This window comes from gamma proteobacterium symbiont of Lampromicra miyakona, from assembly GCF_059730895.1.
Window position 1 is genome coordinate 2378443 of sequence record NZ_AP035932.1, and the last position, 21083, is coordinate 2399525.

The 21083-nt window shown below is 53.5% G+C and carries 23 protein-coding genes and 1 pseudogene; 15 read left to right on the top strand and 9 right to left on the bottom strand.

Features of this window, described 5'->3' with window-relative positions; all coding sequences use genetic code 11:
- Positions 1–5: 5 nt before the first annotated feature.
- Positions 6–944: a glyoxylate/hydroxypyruvate reductase GhrA gene (ghrA, locus tag AC6I8P_RS11065; protein WP_498030620.1), complete on the bottom strand. Its 939-nt coding sequence runs from the start codon at positions 942–944 to the stop codon at positions 6–8.
- Positions 945–1150: 206 nt separating this feature from the next.
- Here ghrA and treA point away from each other — a divergent pair, with 206 nt between their 5' ends.
- Entirely contained in the window at positions 1151–2827 is a 1677-nt protein-coding gene (gene treA, locus AC6I8P_RS11070; protein ID WP_421039317.1) for an alpha,alpha-trehalase TreA, read from the top strand.
- Positions 2828–3072: 245 nt separating this feature from the next.
- Positions 3073–5169, top strand: coding sequence for a TonB-dependent siderophore receptor (locus AC6I8P_RS11075; RefSeq protein ID WP_498030621.1), 2097 nt, complete (start codon positions 3073–3075; stop codon positions 5167–5169).
- A gap of 62 nt (positions 5170–5231) precedes the next feature.
- Here the strand turns inward: AC6I8P_RS11075 and AC6I8P_RS11080 are convergent, their stop codons facing one another.
- Positions 5232–5480, bottom strand: coding sequence for a GlsB/YeaQ/YmgE family stress response membrane protein (locus tag AC6I8P_RS11080; protein ID WP_021506355.1), 249 nt, complete (start codon positions 5478–5480; stop codon positions 5232–5234).
- Between the two features lie 184 nt (positions 5481–5664).
- Between AC6I8P_RS11080 and AC6I8P_RS11085 the strand changes: the two genes are divergently transcribed.
- Both AC6I8P_RS11085 and AC6I8P_RS11090 read left to right on the top strand, forming a co-directional pair.
- Positions 5665–6399 (top strand): flagellar brake protein, encoded by a 735-nt coding sequence (locus AC6I8P_RS11085; protein WP_058757616.1) that lies wholly within the window; start codon positions 5665–5667, stop codon positions 6397–6399.
- Between the two features lie 89 nt (positions 6400–6488).
- Positions 6489–7616 (top strand): mechanosensitive ion channel family protein, encoded by a 1128-nt coding sequence (locus tag AC6I8P_RS11090; RefSeq protein WP_127833936.1) that lies wholly within the window; start codon positions 6489–6491, stop codon positions 7614–7616.
- A gap of 15 nt (positions 7617–7631) precedes the next feature.
- Here the strand turns inward: AC6I8P_RS11090 and emtA are convergent, their stop codons facing one another.
- On the bottom strand, positions 7632–8261 hold the full coding sequence (gene emtA / locus AC6I8P_RS11095) for a membrane-bound lytic murein transglycosylase EmtA (protein ID WP_072208977.1): 630 nt from the start codon (positions 8259–8261) through the stop codon (positions 7632–7634).
- A gap of 163 nt (positions 8262–8424) precedes the next feature.
- Between emtA and ldcA the strand changes: the two genes are divergently transcribed.
- Complete coding sequence (ldcA, locus tag AC6I8P_RS11100; protein WP_058776494.1) at positions 8425–9348, top strand: muramoyltetrapeptide carboxypeptidase; 924 nt, start codon at positions 8425–8427, stop codon at positions 9346–9348.
- Between the two features lie 23 nt (positions 9349–9371).
- Positions 9372–10034, top strand: coding sequence for an MBL fold metallo-hydrolase (locus tag AC6I8P_RS11105; protein ID WP_021506360.1), 663 nt, complete (start codon positions 9372–9374; stop codon positions 10032–10034).
- Here the strand turns inward: AC6I8P_RS11105 and AC6I8P_RS11110 are convergent, their stop codons facing one another.
- Both AC6I8P_RS11110 and AC6I8P_RS11115 read right to left on the bottom strand, forming a co-directional pair.
- Positions 10035–10448: a GNAT family N-acetyltransferase gene (locus AC6I8P_RS11110; RefSeq protein WP_058757613.1), complete on the bottom strand. Its 414-nt coding sequence runs from the start codon at positions 10446–10448 to the stop codon at positions 10035–10037.
- A gap of 21 nt (positions 10449–10469) precedes the next feature.
- Positions 10470–10853 (bottom strand): hypothetical protein, encoded by a 384-nt coding sequence (locus AC6I8P_RS11115; protein ID WP_058780734.1) that lies wholly within the window; start codon positions 10851–10853, stop codon positions 10470–10472.
- A gap of 219 nt (positions 10854–11072) precedes the next feature.
- Here AC6I8P_RS11115 and AC6I8P_RS11120 point away from each other — a divergent pair, with 219 nt between their 5' ends.
- A complete protein-coding gene (locus AC6I8P_RS11120; protein WP_421039319.1) occupies positions 11073–11429 on the top strand; it encodes a DUF4186 domain-containing protein in 357 nt (118 codons plus the stop codon).
- Between the two features lie 18 nt (positions 11430–11447).
- Here the strand turns inward: AC6I8P_RS11120 and AC6I8P_RS11125 are convergent, their stop codons facing one another.
- Entirely contained in the window at positions 11448–11627 is a 180-nt protein-coding gene (locus tag AC6I8P_RS11125) for a hypothetical protein (protein ID WP_031279245.1), read from the bottom strand.
- Between the two features lie 203 nt (positions 11628–11830).
- On the opposite strand from AC6I8P_RS11125, the gene AC6I8P_RS11130 reads away from it, so the two are divergent.
- Together AC6I8P_RS11130 and AC6I8P_RS11135 are read left to right on the top strand one after the other, a co-directional pair.
- Complete coding sequence (locus tag AC6I8P_RS11130) at positions 11831–12160, top strand: hypothetical protein (RefSeq protein WP_021506365.1); 330 nt, start codon at positions 11831–11833, stop codon at positions 12158–12160.
- Between the two features lie 61 nt (positions 12161–12221).
- Positions 12222–12770: a hypothetical protein gene (locus AC6I8P_RS11135; RefSeq protein WP_058769856.1), complete on the top strand. Its 549-nt coding sequence runs from the start codon at positions 12222–12224 to the stop codon at positions 12768–12770.
- A gap of 24 nt (positions 12771–12794) precedes the next feature.
- On the opposite strand, the gene AC6I8P_RS11140 is transcribed toward AC6I8P_RS11135, so the two are convergent.
- Positions 12795–13001, bottom strand: a complete 207-nt coding sequence (locus AC6I8P_RS11140; protein WP_021506367.1) for a DUF2767 family protein — start codon at positions 12999–13001, stop codon at positions 12795–12797.
- Between the two features lie 180 nt (positions 13002–13181).
- Here AC6I8P_RS11140 and AC6I8P_RS11145 point away from each other — a divergent pair, with 180 nt between their 5' ends.
- Entirely contained in the window at positions 13182–13430 is a 249-nt protein-coding gene (locus AC6I8P_RS11145) for a DUF883 family protein (RefSeq protein WP_021506368.1), read from the top strand.
- Between the two features lie 332 nt (positions 13431–13762).
- Here the strand turns inward: AC6I8P_RS11145 and AC6I8P_RS11150 are convergent, their stop codons facing one another.
- A complete protein-coding gene (locus tag AC6I8P_RS11150) occupies positions 13763–13960 on the bottom strand; it encodes a DUF6404 family protein (protein ID WP_021506369.1) in 198 nt (65 codons plus the stop codon).
- Positions 13961–14228: 268 nt separating this feature from the next.
- On the opposite strand from AC6I8P_RS11150, the gene AC6I8P_RS11155 reads away from it, so the two are divergent.
- From AC6I8P_RS11155 to AC6I8P_RS11165, 3 genes are all read left to right on the top strand, one after another.
- A complete protein-coding gene (locus AC6I8P_RS11155) occupies positions 14229–14411 on the top strand; it encodes a type II toxin-antitoxin system HicA family toxin (protein ID WP_058757609.1) in 183 nt (60 codons plus the stop codon).
- A 39-nt stretch (positions 14412–14450) separates the two neighbouring features.
- On the top strand, positions 14451–14843 hold the full coding sequence (locus AC6I8P_RS11160; protein WP_022548759.1) for a type II toxin-antitoxin system HicB family antitoxin: 393 nt from the start codon (positions 14451–14453) through the stop codon (positions 14841–14843).
- 84 nt (positions 14844–14927) lie between these two features.
- A complete protein-coding gene (locus tag AC6I8P_RS11165) occupies positions 14928–16184 on the top strand; it encodes a mechanosensitive ion channel family protein (protein ID WP_021506372.1) in 1257 nt (418 codons plus the stop codon).
- A 121-nt stretch (positions 16185–16305) separates the two neighbouring features.
- On the opposite strand, the pseudogene AC6I8P_RS11170 reads toward AC6I8P_RS11165, so the two are convergent.
- Positions 16306–16461: pseudogene (locus AC6I8P_RS11170) on the bottom strand (NADP-dependent isocitrate dehydrogenase); the annotation flags it as partial.
- Positions 16462–17276: 815 nt separating this feature from the next.
- On the opposite strand from AC6I8P_RS11170, the gene AC6I8P_RS11175 reads away from it, so the two are divergent.
- The gene (locus AC6I8P_RS11175; protein WP_481657694.1) at positions 17277–19220 is read left to right on the top strand and encodes an acyltransferase family protein; all 1944 of its coding nucleotides are present in this window, start codon (positions 17277–17279) and stop codon (positions 19218–19220) included.
- Positions 19221–19787: 567 nt separating this feature from the next.
- Positions 19788–20924 carry an acyltransferase family protein gene (locus AC6I8P_RS11180; RefSeq protein ID WP_481657695.1) on the top strand — a complete coding sequence of 379 codons (1137 nt, stop codon included), beginning with the start codon at positions 19788–19790 and terminating at the stop codon, positions 20922–20924.
- The last annotated feature ends 159 nt before the right edge of the window (positions 20925–21083 follow it).

Below are 21083 nucleotides of genomic sequence, written 5' to 3' on the forward strand. Positions count from 1 at the left end.
CTGAATTAATAGCCACGCTGGCGATCGACCAGACCGCGCGGCTGTTGGCCCTGCTCCAGTGCCGTGATGGCACCGGCGATATAGTCCATCGCCTCATGCGGCAAGGTGGTGGCGGCATTATGCGGGGTAATCATGACACGCGGATGAGACCACAGCGGACTCGCGGCTGGCAGCGGTTCCACCTGGAATACGTCCAGCGCGGCGGCGGCCAGCTGACCGCTCTCCAGCGCCGCCAGCAGATCGGCCTCTACCACGTGCGCACCGCGCGCGAGGTTGAGGAAACAGGCGCCGCGCGGTAGCGCGCTAAGAAACGCGCCATCGATCAGGTTGCTGGTTTCCGGCGTGGCGGGCAGCAAATCAATCAGTATCTGCGTGCCGGCAAGGAATTCCGTTAGCTGGTCGCGGCCGTGAAAGGTGGTGACACCGGCAATCTGCTTCGGCGAGCGGCTCCAGCAGCGCAGCGGGAAGCCCCACTGCTGCAGGCTCTCCAGTACGCTGCGGCCGAGCACGCCGGCCCCCAGCACGCCAATGGTAAAATTAGCACGTTCGCGGTCCGGCAGCGGCTGCCATAGCGCCTGTCGCTGCTGCTGGTGATAGTCGGCGAAGCGGCGGAACCAGCCCAGCACGCACCAGTTCGCATACTCCTGCATCTGGCGTGCCATGCCGGTGTCTTCCAGCCGGTAGAGCGGCACCGCGTCAGCCAGCATCTCAGGGTGCGTGCGCAGCTGCCGCAAAATTTCGTCCACGCCGGCCCCCATGGCGAATACGCCACGCAACGCCCGTCCCGCCAGCATCTCCACCGGCGGCGATCGCACAATGGCGTAGTCGGCGGGCGCACTGTCGCCCGGCTGCCACTGGCGGATGCGCACCGCCGGCAGGCGCTGGCGCATGCCGTCCAGCCACGGCTGCGGATTCAGTGACGGGTGATACCAGATGATCTCCATACTGCTCTCCTTTTTTTCTTTCAGCCTCAGTCAAATAGCGGCGCAGGGCAAGTAAAAACCCGCGCGGCACCGCAATTTTCCGGCGATTAATCGCGAAGGCTTCACATTTCCGCCGCTGCAAAAGGCTAAGCGGCGCGTTAACGTCTAAAGTTGTTCGGGTGGTCAATGCGTTAGCGCACCACCTTTTCGGACAAGGAGAAAAACCGATGATAAAAAATGTAGTGTTTACGCCTGCGCGTCTTACCCTATTGCTCAGCGCGGCGCTGCTGAGCGCGTCTGCTGTGCACGCTGAGGATAACAGCCGCATGCTCAGCGCCCAGCCGCAGCCGCCGGATGTGCGACTCGGCCCACTATTCAGTGCCGTGCAGCAGGCCAGATTTTATCCGGATCAGAAAACCTTTGCCGATGCGGTCCCCAAATATGACCCGGCGTCGATTCTCGCCGACTGGCAGATGCAGAAAAATCAGCGTAATTTCGATCTCAGGCGTTTCGTGGATACCAACTTCACCCTGCCCAAAGCGCAGGATAAATACGTGCCGCCCGCCGGCCAGAGCCTGCGCGCGCACATCAATGGTCTGTGGCCGGTGCTGACGCGCAGCACGCCAACGGCCAGCCAGTACGATTCGCTGCTGCCACTGCCGAAACCGTACGTGGTGCCAGGCGGGCGTTTCCGCGAAGTCTATTACTGGGACAGCTACTTCACCATGCTCGGGCTGGCAGAGAGCGGCCATTGGGATCGGGTGCAGGACATGGTGGACAACTTCGCCAGCGAGCTGGACAAGTACGGCCACATCCCTAACGGTAACCGCAGCTATTATCTCAGCCGCTCGCAGCCGCCGTTCTTCAGCCTGATGGTGGATTTGCTGGCCAGCCACAAGGGAGACGACGTCTACCGCCAGTATCTGCCACAGCTGCAAAAAGAGTATGACTACTGGATGGCGGACAGCGACAAGGTGGCTGCCGGCCAGGCGAGCAAGCGCGTGGTGAAGCTGAGCGACGGCACCCTGCTCAATCGCTACTGGGATGACCGTGACGTGCCGCGCACCGAATCCTGGCTGGACGATGTCAACACCGCGAAAAAAGCGCCTGAGCGCAATAAACAGCAGGTGTATCGCGATCTGCGCGCGGGCGCCGCCTCGGGCTGGGACTTCAGCTCACGCTGGTTCACCGATGCGCACAATCTGGCCTCGATTCGCACCACCCAGCTGGCCCCGGTTGACCTCAACAGCCTGCTGTTCCACCTGGAGCAGACGCTGGCGAAAGCCGCGAAGCTGGCAAAACAGAATGATAAAGCGCAGCAGTTTGCGGCGGATGCAGAGAAGCGCCAGGCAGCGATCAATCATTACCTGTGGGATGACAAACAGGGCTGGTATGCCGACTACGATGTCCAGAAAAAGCAGGTGCACAATCAGCTCACCGCCGCCACGCTGTTCCCGCTGTATATGCAGCTGGCGGGCGACAAACAGGCGGAACGCACCGCTGCCGCAGTGGAAAAACAGCTGCTGAAACCAGGCGGGCTGGTCACCACCACGGTAAACAACGGCCAGCAGTGGGATGCGCCTAACGGCTGGGCCCCGCTGCAGTGGGTAGCGGTCGAAGGTCTGGAGCACTATAAGCAGAACCAGCTGGCGCAGCAGATTGGTCAGCGCTTCCTGCAAAATGTGCAGCATACTTACGATCGCGAGCACAAGCTGGTTGAGAAGTATGTGGTCGACGGCGCCCAGCTGGGCGGTGGTGGTGGCGGCGAGTATCCGCTGCAGGACGGTTTTGGCTGGACCAACGGCGTAACGCTGAAGCTGCTGGATAAGTATTGTCCGAAAGATAAAACCTGTAACAGCACACGCGACATCCCCTCAATGCCGACGCTAAACGCGGCGAAATAACCCTGACGTCAGGTGCGCCGCCGTGCGCACCTGCTTCTCAGGCCCGATGCCACAGCCAGGCGATGGCCACGCCCGGCGCTGCGGCATCCCCCCTGCGCATCACACTTTTCCATTACTTATCTTTTACATCTTGAAACACCCCTTACTAAAAGATAATAATTCTCAATCTTAAAATGACTCTTTTTCTCATCATTAACCGCCGCGCTGGTGTGGTGCGGCTTTTATTCTCTGCCAAAGGAATCATTATGACCGCGCTGTTCCCCCTCAACCGTGGCCGGCTGCTGTGCGCGCTGGCGCTGGCGTTTCCGGCACTCGGCGTAGCCGAACCCTTTCTGGTGGTCACCGCACAGCCGCAGGAGAGCGCCACCTCGCCTACGGCGGGCTATCTCGCCACCCGCAGCGGCGCCACGAAAAGCGATCGTCCACTCGTCACCACGCCGCAGTCCATTTCCGTGGTGACGCGTCAGCAGATTGACGATCAGGGCGCGCAGGATCTGAACCAGGCGCTGGGCTATACCCCGGGGGTTTTCACCAACTTTGGTGGCGCGGCCACGCGTTACGACACCATTTCGCTGCGCGGTTTCCACGGCGGTGACGTCGACAACACCTTCCTTGACGGTCTGCGCGTGATGAGCGACGGCGGCAGCTTCAACATCCTGCAGGTGGATAACTGGTTCCTTGACCGCATCGACGTAATTAAAGGCCCCTCTTCTGCCCTTTATGGTCAGACGGTGCCGGGCGGGCTGGTGAACATGGTCACGAAGCGGCCGCAGTTTGCTTCGCAGGGCCATTTACGCTTCGCCACCGGCAGCAATGCCAGTAACAGCGCCGCCTTTGATTACACCGACGCGATTAACGATCAATGGGCGTACCGCCTGACCGGCATCACGCGCAACAGCGATACCCAGTACGACCACACGCGCGAAGAGAAATACGCCCTGTCACCCCAGCTGCTGTGGCAGCCGGATGAAGACACCAGCCTGCTGCTGCGTGCTTATCTGCAAAAAGATCCCTCAGGCGGCTATCACGGCTCGGTGCCGGCGGAAGGCACGCTGTACAGCCACAATGGCCGCTGGCTGAGCGACGGCTTTTATGAGGGCGACAGCGCGCTGGATCAGTTCAAACGTCATGAGCAGATTTACGGCTACGACTTCTCGCACCGTTTCGATGAAGTATGGTCGGTGCACAGCACCGGCAGCTACAGCCATTCCAGCGTGGCGCTCGACCAGGTGTACCAGATTGGCTGGAACAGCGACAATCCGGACCTGCTCAATCGCTACTACTCCGGTGAGCGCTCTTCGCTCAGCGCGTGGGCGACCGATAACCAGCTGCAGGCGGAGTTTGCCAGCGGTGCGCTGCAGCATCGCGTCACGCTTGGCGCGGAGTATCACCGCTACAAAAATGATCTGAGCGACGCCAGCGGCGCCGCCTCACCGCTGAATGCCTGGAGCGGCGAGGCCATCGGCAGCCAGCCGGATTACCTCTGGACAGCGCAGACGCGCCGCTACTATCAGAGCGGCCTCTATCTGCAGGATGAGATGGCGTGGCAGCGCTGGCATCTGGATTTGTCTGGTCGCTATGACCGCATCGTGTCAGAGAATGGCAATAGTCGTCGTCAGGACGATCACGTCAGCGGCCGCGCCGCGCTGCTGTACGCCTTTGATAACGGCGTGTCGCCGTACGTCAGCTGGAGCCAGGCGATTACCCCGGCTTCGCTGACCGATCCCGACGGGAATCAGCTGAAACCGACCACCTCAGAGCAGTATGAAGCCGGGGTGAAATACCAGCCGAACGGCACGCGCGATCTCTACAGCGTGGCCCTGTACGATCTGACGCAGAACGATGTGGCCAACCGTAACGTGCAGGACGGCACCTACACCCCGTCCGGCAAAGTGCATGCACAGGGCATTGAACTGGAGGCGCGCAGCCAGCTGACCGAACGGTTCAGCACCATTGCCGGTTATACGCTCAACCATCTGCGCTTTAAGGATTCCGTGGACGGCAACGATGGCCATACGCCGTACGTCACGCCAAATAGCATGGCGTCGCTGTGGGGGCATTATCAGTTTGATTACGGCCTGAGCGCGGGTGCCGGGGTGCGCTATATTGGCCGCCAGTGGGCCGATAACGAAAACACCACCCGTTTGCCGTCGGTGACCCTGTTTGACGCCTCGCTGCGCGCCGATCTGGGCGCGTGGCAGCCGAATCTGAAAGGTGCCTGGCTGCAGCTGAATGCCCGCAATCTGACGGATAAAAAGTATCTGGCAGCCTGCTACGGCACCGGTTACTGCTATCGCGGCGCGGAGCGGACGCTGACCGCCACAATCGGCTACGATTTCTGACGACATAAAAAAATCCGCAGCCCCGGACGGGACTGCGGATCTTGTTGAATCGTGATTTGGCGTCAGCTGCGGACTTTACGGTAGATCCACAGCACCACAATGGCACCGATCACCGCGACCACGAAGCTGCCAAAGTTGAAGCCGTCAACCCGGCCAAAGCCGAACAGGGTACTGATCCAGCCGCCCACCACCGCACCGACAATCCCGAGTACCACGGTCAAAATAAATCCGCCGCCATCTTTACCTGGCATGATCCATTTAGCGATAATCCCGGCAATCAGACCAAAAATAATCCATGAAAGAATACCCATTTGCTGCTCCTTACGTTATGAATCAAGGTGTTCATCGCGCTAAGTATAGCCGGGAATTTTTTCTCTGCTACATCAACATCATGATGAATTCGTTCACGCCGGCTAAAGCTTTTACCGCCCCGGTCGATAACCGACGAAGAGCAGTCGCACTCGTAAAATAGCAATCGGACAGGTGGAGCAGGACGTGAAAGACGCCGATAAAGAACAATATCTCAAGCGCGGTACGCTAGCGGTGTTGAACGTGATGAAGGATTTGTTGCGTTATCAAACCCTGCTGATGGTCAATTTCTCCCGTGGTCAGTTCATCAGCCGGCTGCTGGCCGCGGATGAAGATCGGGTGATTTTTGATCTCGGCAGCAACGCGCTGGACAATGATTTGGCACTGCAGGGTGGCGAAGTGAATATTGCGGCCGAAACCCACGGTGCCAAAGTGGAGTTTGGGCTGCAGGGATTAACCCGCATCGATTATGACGGCCTGCCCGCCTTTGCCGCCGCGCTGCCCGACCTGGTGTGGCAGATTCAGCGCCGGGAGTTCTTTCGCGTCAACGCGCCGCTCGAACCAGTATTCTACTGCCACAGCCAGTGGCCGGACGGCAGCACCGCGCGCTTTCGCCTGCAGGATCTGTCGCTTGGCGGCGTCGGCGTGCTGCTGGATGAGGCGCTGCCGGAAGGTCTTAACCGTGGCGATACCTTCAAAAAGCTGCGCGTTGAGCTGGGCGAATATGGCCAGTTCGAAGTGACCGCACAGCTGCTGCACATCGGCGAGCGCAGCACCGTGACCAGCAAGAACGAAACCCGCATCACGCCGCGGCTTAGCTTCCGTTTTACCGCCATCGAACCGGTGCAGGAGCGTCAGCTGCAGCAGGTGATTTTTGCGCTGGAACGGCTGGCGCGCGACAAGGCCAATCGCTTCCAGTAAACCGCCGGCGTCCCGCGCGGCGCCAGCGTAGTCTATGCTTTCTCCTTGCACATTCTTTTCACCGGCTCCCAGCAAGGAGATTCTCCCCAATGGAAAACTGGCTTTCTGCCCATCGTTTACAACTTATCTTTCTCAATCAAAACTTCTGGATTAATAGCGCCATCATTGTGTTCGGCACGCTGATTGTTTACTGGCTGCTGCGCACCGTCATTCGTTTTGTCTCTAACCGTATCGCCCACTACAGCGAACAGCGCCACGTGCGCTTCACCGGCATTCTGGTGGAGATTCTGCGCAGCACCAGTCAGCTGCTGCTGCTGATCTTCTCGCTGCTGATCGCGCTGAAATTTGTCGACCTGCCGGACAGCTGGAGCGTCGCCATCGCCCACGGCTGGTTCCTGGCGCTGATTCTGCAGCTCACGCTGTGGATTGACGGCGGCATTCGCCTGTGGCTGCACTCGTTGCTGCGCGATCCGCTGCACGTGCGCAATCCGGTCACCACGGTGATCCTCGGTATTCTGCTGCGTGTCGTGGTGTGGGTGATGATGCTGCTGGCGATCCTCTCCAATATGGGGATCAATATCACCGCGCTGGTGGCCAGCCTCGGCGTCGGCGGTATCGCCATCGCGCTGGCGATTCAGACGGTGCTGAGCGATGTGTTCGCTTCGCTGGCGATTGGCTTCGATAAGCCCTTTGAGCACGGCGACTTTATTGTGTTCGGCGACATCGCTGGCTCCATTGAGCACATTGGCCTGAAAACCACCCGGCTGCGCAGTCTCGGCGGCGAACAGATTGTCTGCTCCAACACTATTCTGCTGCAGCAAACCATCCACAACTACAAACGCATGCAGCAGCGACGCATCGTGTTTAAGTTCGGGATTAATTACGGCACGCCGGCGGAGAAAGTGCGGCAGATTGGCGGCATGGTGCAACGCATCATTGAAGGCGTGCCGGACACGCGTTTTGATCGCGCCCATTTCCTGTCGTTTGACGAATCGCAGCTGACGTTTGAGGTGGTCTATTTCGTGCTGAGCGCCGATTACAACAAATACATGGACATTCAGCAGGAGATTAACCTGCAACTGATGGCGCAGCTGGAGCAGAAACAGATTCGTTTCGCCTTCCCGATGCGCCGCGTGGAGTTCACCGGCGGCGTGCTGCCGCGCATTAACCTCAGCGATGCCTCAAATGAGGCTGCGGCAGAGCGCGCACAGCACTGAGTCCCGCCAGCGGCATTAGCCGATGGTGCGATAGGCGGTGGTGACTTTCCACAGGTAGCGCGGCGCCTGGGCGGCCGGATGCTTGTTCTGCACGTGCTGGTAGAACTCATCCGGCGTCATGGCGTTGATCATTGCAATGGCGCGATCGCGGTCGCGCGAGAAGGTACGTAGCAGCGCGCCGGCACCGTTGGCATAGGAAACAATGGTGGCATAGCGCAGCGTCAGCGGATCGCGAATGCCCGCCAGCGCGGAATCCTGCAGAATCCGGATATAGGCCGCGCCGATATCAATATTTTTCGCCGGGTCGCGCAGTTCGGAGTTACTCGGCTGGCCGTGGCGTCCCTGTGCGCGATACACCTCGCGTCCGGCGGTGGCGGCTTTGATCTGCATCAGCCCGACCGCGTTAGAACGGCTTACCACGGTTGGGTTGCCCCCGGATTCGACACTAATAATGGCGCTGATCAGCTTCTCATCAACGCCATAATGACTGGCGGCATCTTCGGTAAACAGTGACCATGCATCATTCACTTTCGACGGCGGCGCCTGGGTTAATGGCGTATTCTTCTCCGGCGTCACCGGTTTTTCCGGCTCGCTGGCACAGCCAGCCAGCAGCAAAGCAGACAGCATAAGTAGTCGAATTTTCACTGATTTTCGGTTCCGCTATAAGATTGGCGCAAGCTATCATAACCATGACGGTAAAAGGTAAAATTACCGTTTATCCTAAATACGTAAAAAACCTTGTGCTACCGTGACTTCGGTAACGCATTTCGTCATCATCGGCAGGCCAACAGACAGCAGGATGGAAGTTATGCTCGCCCCTCGTTCAATACGCCTCATCGCCCCTTCCGGTTATTGCCACAATCAGGACGCCGCCCGGCGCGCGGTGGAGCGCCTGCAGGCGGAAGGCCATCAGTTGCAAAACCCGGAAGCCATTACGCGCCGCTGGCAGCGTTTTGCCGGTGATGACGCGCAGCGCCTGCAGGATGTGAATGCGCTGGCGTCGCTGGCGTCGCTGCCGGATATCGTACTGGCGGTGCGCGGCGGCTATGGTGCCTCACGCCTGCTCGATCACCTCGACTATGTGGCGCTGCAGCGTCGCCTGCTTAATCAGCCTGTCGCGTTGTGCGGCCACAGTGATTTCACCGCTATTCAGCTGGCGCTGCTGGCGCAAACCGGGCTGATCACCTTCAGCGGACCGATGCTGGCCGGCAATTTTGGCGCGGAGGCTTTATCTGAATTTACCGTCAGCCACTTTTGGCAGGCGCTAACATCTCCTACAGTCAATCTGGCGTGGCACAGCGCCAGTCCGGATCGCGGCCGCTGGCAGGGCACGCTGTGGGGCGGCAATCTGGCGATGATCTGCTCCCTGATTGGCACGCCGTGGCTGCCGCAGATTGAAGACGGCATTCTGGTGATCGAGGATGTGAATGAGCATCCGTTCCGCATTGAGCGTATGCTGATTCAGCTGCAGCAGAGCGGTATTCTGGCGCGCCAGCGCGCCATTGTCACCGGCAGCTTCACCAGCACCGCCCTGTCCGATTACGACAACGGCTTTGATTTCGCCACGGTGTGGCAGCGGTTGCGTGATGAGTACCAGATTGCGGTGATCAGCGATCTGCCGTTTGGCCATGATGCCGATACCGTGACGCTGCCGCTCGGCGCCAGCGCCACGCTTGAGATTGACCAGGGCGCCGCGCGGTTAGCCTTTACCGGCCATCCGACGTTGCGCTGACGTGTTGCCGCAGGAGACCGCTATTGAAGCCGCTGTACGAAGACTTGTGGATCTCCACGCCGGAATTTCCCGCCGAAGAGACGGCCAATGATTTAATGATGCACGGGTTTATGCTGCGCCATCCGCGCGGCAACCTGTTGATTGGCCGCGTTGAGCAGTTGCTGGATCATGAAGTGCTCGCGGACGCGGGCGGCGTGATTCGCCACTATTTTACCCACTGGCATGAAGCCGCGCCGGGCGCGCGGGCCATTCAGCAGCGCTTCAATAGTGCGCTGTATTGCCACAGCCGATCGCTCGGCCCGGTGAGCCTGGTGATTGAGCCGGACGAAACCTTCACGCATCAGGACGTGCACTTTGGCGACTTTCACCTGCTGCCCACGCCGGGCCACACGCCGGGCAGCTGCAGCTACCTGTATCACTCACCGCTCGGCCAGACCTACCTGTTTGTCGGCGACACCCTGACGCGGGATTACCATCGCTGGATTAGCGTGCTGGTGCCGGACAGTAATCCAGCGGAGCTGCAGCAGTCGCTGGAGCTGTACCGCTCGCTGCGTCCGGATGTGGTGCTGATGAGCACCACGCGCGGGCATCTCTCCTGGGCGAAGGTCGATTTACAGAGCTGGCTGGCCGCGATTGATGAAGCGGAACAGTCGCCGCTGGATCTGCGCCAGCAGCCACTGCTGTGATTACAGCGTCTTGCTCAGATAGTGACGCTGATGTTCGCGCGGATAGTGATCAAGGCTAAAACGTAGCGTATAGCCAAGCTTTTCATAAAACGGCCGCGCCTGAAAGCTGGCGGTATCCACCTGGGCGTAACGGCAGCCGCGTGCGCGGGCTTCCTGTTCGGCAGCCTGAATCAGCTGGCTGCCGGCGCCCTGCCCGCGTAACCCATCGCTGACCCACAGCATATCAATGCGTAACCAGTTGCCATAGGTTGAACCCGTCAGCCCCGCCAGCTTTTTCCCGGCGCCGTCTTTGATGAACACACCGATGGCTTTCATCTCATTGATGTCAATAAAGCGGCTGTTGAAGGCGTTCAGGCCGAGGCGCATTTCATCCAGATCCTGATGCGTGACGCTATCCGTAACGCTTAATTGCATGGTCGGCTCCTTGTGGCGGCATTATGAAGAGGGGTGCTGGCGGTCGTCGTAGCGCTCCAGCGACAGAATATCAGCATCGCGTTTTTCCGTGCGGTTGCAGGGCAACAGCTTATCGCTGTCGGCGTAGACGAAAAAGGTTTCGCCACTGTTTTTATTCACGATCAGCTGATCGCCATTGCGGAAACGGGTAATGGCGACCTTATCGCCGTCCTGCAGATGCGTGCGCTGCTGCCCGGCGGCAATCTGGAAATGCCGGGTTGGCCACATCAGCGTGCTGAGACCGTAAGCGGCACGCGATACCGTCATGGTGGGGCGGCCCGGGCAGGTGATCTGGAATTCGCTTTCGCTCCACGCGGGGGCAATCTGGCAGGCCATCAGGAGCGCGGCAAGGGTTATCGCCTTCATGGGGGGTTCTCCACTGAGGTTAGATCATGATTTTACAGGAATTTAATTGACCAGAGGGTAACATACAACCGCCGCCGGTGCGGTAATCTGCGACCGCAGGTCAGCCACTGCGGGCAGGAAGAACGTCTCCACACCACTGATTTTGTGAGGTTTTATGCGATCGGGATATCTTTGTAACGAGTTAAGTAAAATGCGCTAAGATCGCGTCAGGAGGATGTTATGCGAGATGAACAGGCATTATTCGCGCGGCTGGCGCAATCGCCGTTTCGCCGCCGCTTCCATTTAGGCGCGAAAGAGCGACAGGACTGTATTGAGAAAGGCCCGGCGGTGATCGACCAACACGCGGCCGATTTTATCCAGCAAAGACTGGCTGCAGCCGAACCAAAGAATGATGGCAAACAGACGCCAATGCGCGGCCATCCGGTATTTATCGCCCAGCACGCCACGGCAACCTGCTGCCGCGGCTGTCTGGCAAAATGGCATGGCATTGCTGCGCATCAGCCGTTAACGGCAGAGCAGCAGCAATATATGGTGCGGGTGATTCACCGCTGGCTGGTGGGTGAAATAAATGGTTAAGACCGGGATGGGATGGAACTACTCTGCCGCGACCTGCGCGGCCACCAGCATCAGCGCCAGTCCGGCATCGTCTGGATCGAAACGCTGCATAACTTCATGGATCGCCGTCACGCAGTTCATCACCTGCTGTTTTTTGTCGGCGTCTAACTTATCAATCGCGTGCTGAAGAATCATTAAACTGGCTTCTTCTTCTCTCATGGATTTACCCTTGTTTTGCTTACCTGGTGCGCAACGCTGGCAAGAATAACGTTTATCTGCTAGCAAAGTCACCCCTTTACATGCTTACCGCTTAACGATTAAACAAATGGCAAATGGGCAGTGGCGTCAGACATGCTATGATCGGATCAGTGGCGCGCATCGTCAGGCCAGCATAAATCAGGGAATGCACCAGGAACAGGACCATGTTAAGACTCAGTTTTCTACTCACACTTATCCTGCTGGCTGGCTGCAGCTCCACGCCGAAAGGCGTCGATTGCCCCGGCGAGGTCGCAACGCTCTATGGTCAGTCGCTGGGCCACACCGAAGGGCGCATTTTCGATTTAGTGAATTCGTTTTCGGTGGCGCGCGATGGCGTAACGCTGAGCAGCGGCGCACTGCACTCCACCGACCGTTTCCGCTATGTCCCTTCTGCCGTGACGCCGGAAGGCTTTTATGCACAGCGGCTCAGCGACAAGCAGTTCCGCCTGATCAACCCGGCGCGTAACACCATGATTACCTGGACGTGTCCATAAGCCGTGCGTGGCGCGCGCAGATGGTTTATTGTCAGCGTTTGTCATGCTGCGGACCTGCATTATGGAAAAGAGTCTGGACAATAACGGTTATATCGATTTCCCCTTTCCGGCCACCCGAGACGCGGATGGCTCGGTCAACCCGTGCGGTTTTGACCTGACGCTGGAAACCGATCGCATTGATGAGATCGCCGCCGGTAAACATTCTGAAAATTTGCGTCGTCTGCTGGAAGAGGTCAATCTGCAGGATGGCCTGTTTATGACGCTGGCCTGTGACTGGCAGCAGCGCGCAGACGGCGTGTGCGGCTTTCTCGATGTGGCGTTCCGCCCCACGCTGGACTGTAGCAGCGAAGAGACACAGAGTCTCGATCAGTTCTTTGAGATGTATCTGCGCCGCCAGGAGCAGCAGCACAGCATGCCGCGCGACGCGCTGGTCAACTATGCGCGCGCGGTGCTGGACTGGAGCTGGTCGCCGCTGCAGCAGCGCCATCGTCGCTATGAGAAGGTCACCATTCGCTATTACTGCCAGCAGGCGGACGATGCCGAATGGTGTTTTGATCATCTGCGCCACTTCCTGGTGAGCTGGTACCCGGCGTATCGCGGCCAGCAGTGAGGGCGTCCGCGTGACGCCCTGCGCTCAAGGCCGTACCAGACGAATCGCGTGCTCCAGCATACGCTGTTCATCGCGTTCGTCGTGGGCGCGATCGTGGCGCGTACGCTGCAGCAAACGGGCAATCTCCTCCCGTCTGGTTTCATGACCGCACTCGGAAAGGACAATCACCGCATCGCCAATCACCCGGCAAACTTCATCGTAATCGTCTTCATTCAGGATATCGCGTTTCATTTCTCCTCCGTTCAGTGGGCGCTGCGTGAGGTTCGTGCAGCTTAACGTGGTCCTTACCAGGTATGGACAGCAATGCCGATTCCTGCAAACCACTGTTACATCCTGAAAAGCCACCAGGTTGCTGGTCTGCACTTCTCTGTCTACGCTGAAAGAGACATTCACCACTCTCAGGGAGTCAATATGACCGATAAAGCGGAAGCAAAATTGAATGAAGCGGCGGGTGCCGTACAGGAAAAATTTGGCGAGTTCACCGGTTCACGCCGTCATCAGGCACGCGGTGCCGCGCGACGCTATCCGGCGCAGGCCAGTTATGCGGTGCAGGATGCAGCAGACTGCGTGGTGAGATCGGTACGCGACAACCCGGCGACCGGACTGGCCGTTGCCGCCAGCATCGGCGTGATTGTCGGTTTCCTGCTGGGCCGTAAATAATCCCCGGCGATCGGGGCCCGTGCGGCCCCGATACTCAATGCCGCTGCGGCACGCCGTCCCGTCGTTCCTGAATATGTTCATCCGGCGTCTCGGCGACATCTGCCGTACTGCTGTGCCCGGCAAGGTGGCGCCCATGCTGTCCCGCTATCACCACAGGCCCCACCGGTAATTGTGCACTGGCCGCCAGTGATAGCAGCAAAAAAAACCATCCCGTCAGTAACGTTCTTCCCATCCTGCCCGCCTTACACGCTGATTAGTGAGCGCTCAGCTTGCCGGATGGCATGCAAATTAGCGTCAGCGCGACGCAAAGCTATGTCGGCAGTTGTGAATAATCAGGCCTGTGCGCGCCGCGCTTTATAACGCGCCACCATGGTCATTAATGCCTGATAAATCAAACCGGCATACAGGCTCATGACAATCATCATGCCCGGCGTTTTGCCCTGTGCCTGCCAGGATACAAACCACATGAAAATGCCCCACAGCAGGGAAAAAATCAGCCAGCCTTTTACAAACTTGATCACACCTTGCATAGCACCTCCGGATTGATGAAGGCTGAAGATAGCGGTTCAGCCCGCAAATGGCACGCGCGCCGGTGCCGGGATGTTAACTATTTCAAAGTTTTACGCAAACCACTATCGCAGCGGGAAAAAGCCGTGGAAAACAGCACGCAGAACGCAGCATCAATGGGTGCCTGTCGCGGCCGTCCCGGTTAGTTTGGCCATGACCCGCCGATGTGATGGCAGAGACCGCCTTGCATCAGTGTGTATTGTGTGTATAATTTCACCTACAGGAAGTCCGATGAAGAGCGCGACGCTGATTAAACTGCTGCAAAAGAATGGCTGGAAGCTGGAGCGCATACGCGGCAGTCATCATCAGTTCTCGCACCCGGATTTTGCTCATCTGATCACCGTGCCGCATCCGCAGAAGGATATGAAGACAGGCACGCTGATGCAGATTCTGAAAGACGCCAGGCTGGATTGATCCATGCTGGTTTTATTCCGCTTGCTCAGAGGTGACATGATGCTGTTTCCCGCTTTGGTAGAGATTGACGCTGACGGCTCGGCCAGTGGTTATTTCCCGGATGTCACCGGCTGTTATTTTGCCGGTGATACGCCCGAGCAAACGCTGCAGGATGCGCAATCTGCGCTGCATGCCCACTTTGAACTGATGGCGGAGAAAGGCTTATTGATTCCGGAGCCGGCGCAGCACTGGCAGCAGGAATTTAGCCAGCCCGGCGTGTGGATCTACGTTGATATTGATGTCACCCGCTATCTGGGCAAATCCGAGCGCATCAATATCACTATGCCGCATCTGCTGATTGAGAAGATCGATAAGATGGTCAGTAATAACGCGCGCTACAGCAGCCGCAGCCATTTTCTTGCCGAGGCGGCACGCAAAGCGCTGGTCTCGTAGCAACACTTTTGCGCACGCGTCGCTTATCGTCCGTGGCCGCTTTATGTTTGAATTCCCGCCTCAACCGGCCGGCATGTGGTTAAAATGAATTACTTACGCGACATACAAACGTTTATTGAAGGCAACACGGTGCTCTCCGCCACCTTCAGCCTGCTGCTGTTACTGGTTGCCGGCATGGTCACCCATCTGATCTGCAAGTTCTTCGTGGTAAAAGTGGTGCGCCGCGTGTTCTTTAGCACGCATAAAAACCAGGTGCCGCTGGATAAAGACGTCCGGCTCTCAGAAAAGCTGTCGAATTTTATTCCGGTGATCACCGTCTATTACCTGCTGCAGTTTATGCCGGACCTGCCCGAGCATCTGCTGATCGCGGTGAAAACCATCTGCGGCATTCTGTTTTTTGTATATCTGTCGCTGTTCTTTAACGAAGTGCTGGAGATCGTTAATAACTCCTATTCGCGTAAGTCGAAGCGTAAGAACCACTCGATAAAAGGCTATATCCAGATCGGTAAGATCCTGGTGCACATCATTTCCGCCATCATGATTCTGGCTATCATGTCGAACAAATCGCCGGTGATTATCATCTCCAGTCTGGGTGCGGTCGCGGCGGTATTGATGTTAGTGTTTCAGCACACCCTGCTGTCGCTGGTGGCCAATATTCAGGTGTCATCGAACGATGTGCTGCAGCTCGGCGACTGGATTGAAATGCCGGATAACGGCATCAGCGGTGAAGTGATTGATATCGCTCTGCATACCATTACCATCCGCAACTGGGACAATACGCTGTCGCGGATCCCGACCAAAAATTTCCTGACCGAAACCTACACCAACTGGCAGGCGATGTTCTCCTCCGGCGCGCGGCGTATCATGCGCAGCTTTCATCTCGACCAGACCTCGATTCGCTTTCTCGATCAGCAAATGGTGCAGCAGATGAGCCAGATTCGCGGCGTCAGTGAGCAGCTTTCAATCCTGATGGATGGCCGCGATAGCAGCGTGGTCGGTGACCGCTGGTTTGCCGAAAACGGCATCACCAACCTCACGGTGTTCCGTCACTATCTCACCGCCTGGCTGGCGCAGCGCGACGATATTAAAAAAGATATGTATATCGTGGTGCGCGCGATGAAACCCTCACCGGAGGGATTGCCGGTAGAGGTTTATTGCTTTACCTCCTCGGTGCTGTGGGTTGATTACGAGAATTCCCAGTCGGCGATATTTGAATTCATCTACGCCATCGTCGGTCAGTTTTCGCTGCGGATTTACCAGCATCCGGCCGGCAATGATTTCTGGCGTTTGTCGCAGGCGCGCGATAGCCAGATCGGTCAGTTACAGCCTCCGGCGGAATGAAGCCACGCATCGCACAGTCATCATGCATGGCAAACCGGCGGTGACATGAAGTCCTTCCCGCTGCCAGCATAAAAAAGGGAGCCCTGCGGCTCCCTTTCATGTTGCATTTGCTCAGGGCAAATTACATGTTCGCGATGATCGCGTCACCAAACTCTGAACATTTCAGCAGCTTAGCGCCGTCCATCAGACGCTCAAAGTCGTAAGTCACGGTTTTGGCAGCGATTGCGCCTTCCATGCCTTTAACAATCAGGTCAGCCGCTTCGAACCACTCCAGATGATAACAGGCCGCCAATTCACCACCAGCTTTATCATCATCTACGTTATCATTCTCATGCTATTGCATTCTCAAGCGCATCAACTCCGAGCACTCTGTCACCCGATGTCGTCGGTAGCGCTTGTTGATCATCATGAAATCACAAAGCTGGACTAAGAGTAAATCGTCTGGTCGCGTCTTCACCATCAGGTTAACGAATAGGCAACCTGTCGCCGTCTCAATCATGAATGAGTTCGCATAGTTCGATATAAGTATCTGCTTCAAACTGATGCTTGACTTAAATAGTCAGAATCCGCTCAAGAAAATGAAAATAGATCACCCTTTCCATAATGCATAATGCATAATGCAAGAGTGCGTTTCGCACCATCACCATCGGTAATGTTAAAGAAGATTCTCTTCTTGCGAGTTGCTCACTCGATACAAGAACCAGTCGTGATTAACCTTATGAAACTCATCACGGAAATTTAACTTCGGGTAACCCTAAAAGAGTTGGTGATTAGAGTTTTGGCTAGCGAGAAAGCCTATGTATCTCGTAACAAATTACAGTCAGTCGCCATAACCACTGCATATAAAAACAGTACTATTATTCGGATAAACTGATGTGGGGGGACAAGCAACCTGAAGATTTGTTAACTGTAAAGTGAGTTTAGTGAGAAAGTGATAGTCCTCTTTTTTGATGGCATTCACTGTTTTTCGCAGAGGATTAATAAGTGATACTAATCATTTTGTATCAAGGATATAAAACAACATCCTCTGGACTTAACTCCTAATAGCAAGAATAAAACAAGGGCTATCAGCCACATAAAAACGGACAAAAAATGGTAACTGGTGTTGAGAACCTTAAGCCGGTCAAGGCTTACCGTAGTGACATTGACGGTCTTCGTGCAATAGCTGTGCTTTCGGTCATGCTGTATCACTTTTCAGTGTGGTCGTTCACAGGAGGATTCGTCGGTGTTGATGTATTTTTCGTCATCAGCGGATATTTGATAACTGGCGGCATACTGAAGGATGACTCGCATCATTCGTTCACTTACTCTGATTTCTACGTAAGGAGGGCGAGAAGACTTTTTCCGGCACTTCTAAGCACTATATTCATTTCCTATGCGGTTGCGTTTTGTGTTTTTTCTCCAATCGATTTCGAAAAAATGTCTGCATCCACTGTTTTTGCTCTCAGTGGACTGTCTAATTTTTATTTCTGGATGAGCGCAGATTATTTTGATACAGCATCAATACTTAAACCACTTTTACACACATGGTCATTAAGCGTTGAGCTACAATTCTATCTTCTGTGGCCTTTGGTATTAATTACGCTCGCAAGGTTTGGCCGTTTGACTGTAGCAATTGGAACGGCTACGCTCACTATGTTAGGATTTCTGTTTTCATTATATGCCATTGAATATGATTCGACAGGCGCATATTATTTAACACAGTATCGTTTTTGGGAGTTTGCAGCAGGTGGTCTTGCATTCTTGTTTAGAAGGTCTTTACTTTCAAATGCCATTTTAAGAATTTATGGACTGCTCTTTATGACTGGATTGGCATTGGTTATTTTCCCGATCTTTTCGTTCTCAGTAAAAACCACTTTCCCGGGAATCAATGCAATTTTTCCTGTCATTGGTTCAATTATGATCATCCTGTCAGGTGATAAAACCAGAATAGGCTGCCTACTAACTTTAAAGCCACTAAGATACATTGGCGAGATAAGTTATTCGCTTTATTTGGTTCACTGGCCTCTGATTGTGTTCTCTCAATACATTCTGGTTAAAGAGTTCTCTGGATTTTTTGGTCTTATGCTTTTGATTGCATCTTTCGTTATTGCAATTCCGATGCATCGATACATAGAAAAACCTCTGCGCAATCCAAAATCGGTAAATTTTTCAGGTGCAGCATTTTGCCTGGTATGCTCATGCTTTGCGATCTTAATCATGGTTCCTTCAGCAAGTAGCTGGGCCGATAAAGGGTGGATATGGAGGCTTCCCAAAGAAATACAAATGATTAATGATTATGATCTTATTAGTCTTCAAAAGTATGTTGGCAGTACTGAAAACATTTTAAAGGAAAGAAAAAGTTTTTTACATGACGGAAGGCCAAGGCTTGTTATCGTTGGCGACTCTCAGTCTGCTGATATTTCTAATATTATGAAAGAGTCCGGGCTCCTTAATAAATTTGACGCAGTAACCAGATCAATAAACACAAGATGCAGGTCTATATACGTTACACCATCTGAAAGGGAATATTACTGGAAAAAGGAAAATGGTGGTACTGTTGCCTTGCCCCAGTTTATACCTATGTGTGAACATCAAATGAATGCGTTAGATGATAAAACTCTATTGCAGGATGCTGATTTCATATTTATAGCCATGAAATGGCGTGATGAGTCAATATCAAAAATGCCAGAAGCTATCGACATGTTAATGCGCAATTCTAAAGCAAAAATATTTTTGTTCGGTAACAAAAACCTTAACAAAAGTAGCATCGAAATCATTAACTCCTACGGAAGAACTAGCGGATTGGAAATTTATGCTTCAAAATTCCACGAATTAAATTCAGATAGAATTAATGATGTAATCAAAAAAACAGCCAATATCAGGTTCATTGACATGATGAAATTAACCTGTCCAGCAAAAAATCACTGTAAAGTATTAACTTCTGATTTAAAGCCAATATTCTTCGATCAAGTTCATTTGACTCGTGAAGGTGCGATTTTTTTTGGAGATGCTTTCCAGAAGTCATTAGAAGCTCAAGGATTGCACCTTAATTAATTAAGGGTAGCCAGGTAATATGCAGGTGTATGGCTCACCTGCTATGCTACCTGTTGATTAACACACCATAATGTCAGTAAACTTTTAATTAGGGACGTGAGGATATCTACAAAATCTGGTACTATATCGAGTAACAGATTATGAGCATTAACTGACAGGCATAATCCGTGCTTTCTGCTCAGGAATTCTACCGCAAGTATGCAACTAAAGATGTCACATTTTACACCCAGATAATCTAACTTGGTAGTACAGAGAGCCATTAAAAAAAGAGAAAAGGCTTAACCCTCTTGCTGAGGAGAACAATAACCTCAAGAGCTGCCTGATGAAGCAATGCTAAATACGCAAGCCAATCTTATCGACGATCGGGGAATGTCTGTATTATTCGTGTCCATCTCTTAGAGGTCCACACCACATTCTAATTCAGGTATCCACCATGAGATATTTAACGATTATCTGACCAATGTCGTTATGTTGCTATATAAAATGTATACCTGTAATATTTAAGTAACTATTATAGCCTGGTGAATGACAACGATCGCCACCAACCTTCACATATAAGTGAGAGCCATGAAATTTCATATCCTATGGATAGCATTCTGTATAATATCTGCCGCATTAATTTTTGGATCAAAAAAAATCGAAATCGAAGAAGGAAGAGAGAAAAACATTGATGGATTGCGCTATCTTTTAGCAGCTTTTGTTGCATTCCACCATAATGATGCTTCTTTTGCTTATTTTAAGTTTGGTAGTTGGAGTAAACACGGAATCGAGCTGGGATATATTGGCCAGTTTGGAGTTGCTGTTTTCTTCATGATTACTGGGTATCTATTTGGAAGAATAAAAAATGACACAAACTGGATATCATTTTTCACCAAGCGTTTCTTTAGAATCGTCCCAATGACTTACTTTTCATCTATTGTATGTATTGTGATTGCAAGCTATATTGGCTTGAAGATGGGAAATAAAGCAGATTTTAAAGATCTTCTTTACTGGTTCGATGGTGGGCTATCCGGATTGAAAGGTCCAATATTTGGATATAAAGATACCTATTTGATCCCTGCTGGCGTGACCTGGACTTTGTACTGGGAATGGGCTTTCTATCTTTCACTTCCTTTATTATCCCTTGCATTTAATAAAAAATATACTGCAGGAATATGTATCGTAGCAATATCTCTCATCGCCCATTTATCTTCATCTTCGCTCTTTAAAATCCCCAATCCATACCCATCATTCTTGCTTTTTTTTGCAATTGGTGTTTTAGTAAGGAATTTAAAAGGGCTGGTGGAAATACCTAACAAAATAAAAAACCACTTGGCCACACTACTATTAATTTATTGTATTTTCATATCAAACAATCATATCGCTTATAATATAACATCATGCATCTTTATCGGGATAATCTTTTATCTGATTGCAACTGGTGCGGATTTTTATGGGATTCTAAAAAGCCGTGGCTTTGTCGCCTTAGGTGATGCAAGCTACAGCATCTACCTACTCCATGGAATAGGCTGGTTCTGTATGAATAAAATTGTCTTCCATTATGGAATAGAATCAAAGCCAGTTAACTATTACTTAATTCAAACAGCAGCTTGGTTTATCATTTGTTTTTCATCATTAATTACGTACAGATTTATTGAAAAACCATTTATTACTTATGGAAAGAAAGTCGCCTCGAAAATAGAAGCTACGAACTCCGAAAAATAATAGCAAAATTTGCTCATGCTGGGACAGTCGGCCAATACAATTCTTGACCTTACTGGCCACTGATAACAAACGTTGTGAACGACGTCATCGAGATCAGTTATGAATTTGAAGCAGCTTCTCGGAAATAAAACCAGGTTTAGACGGATAAATATAATGATT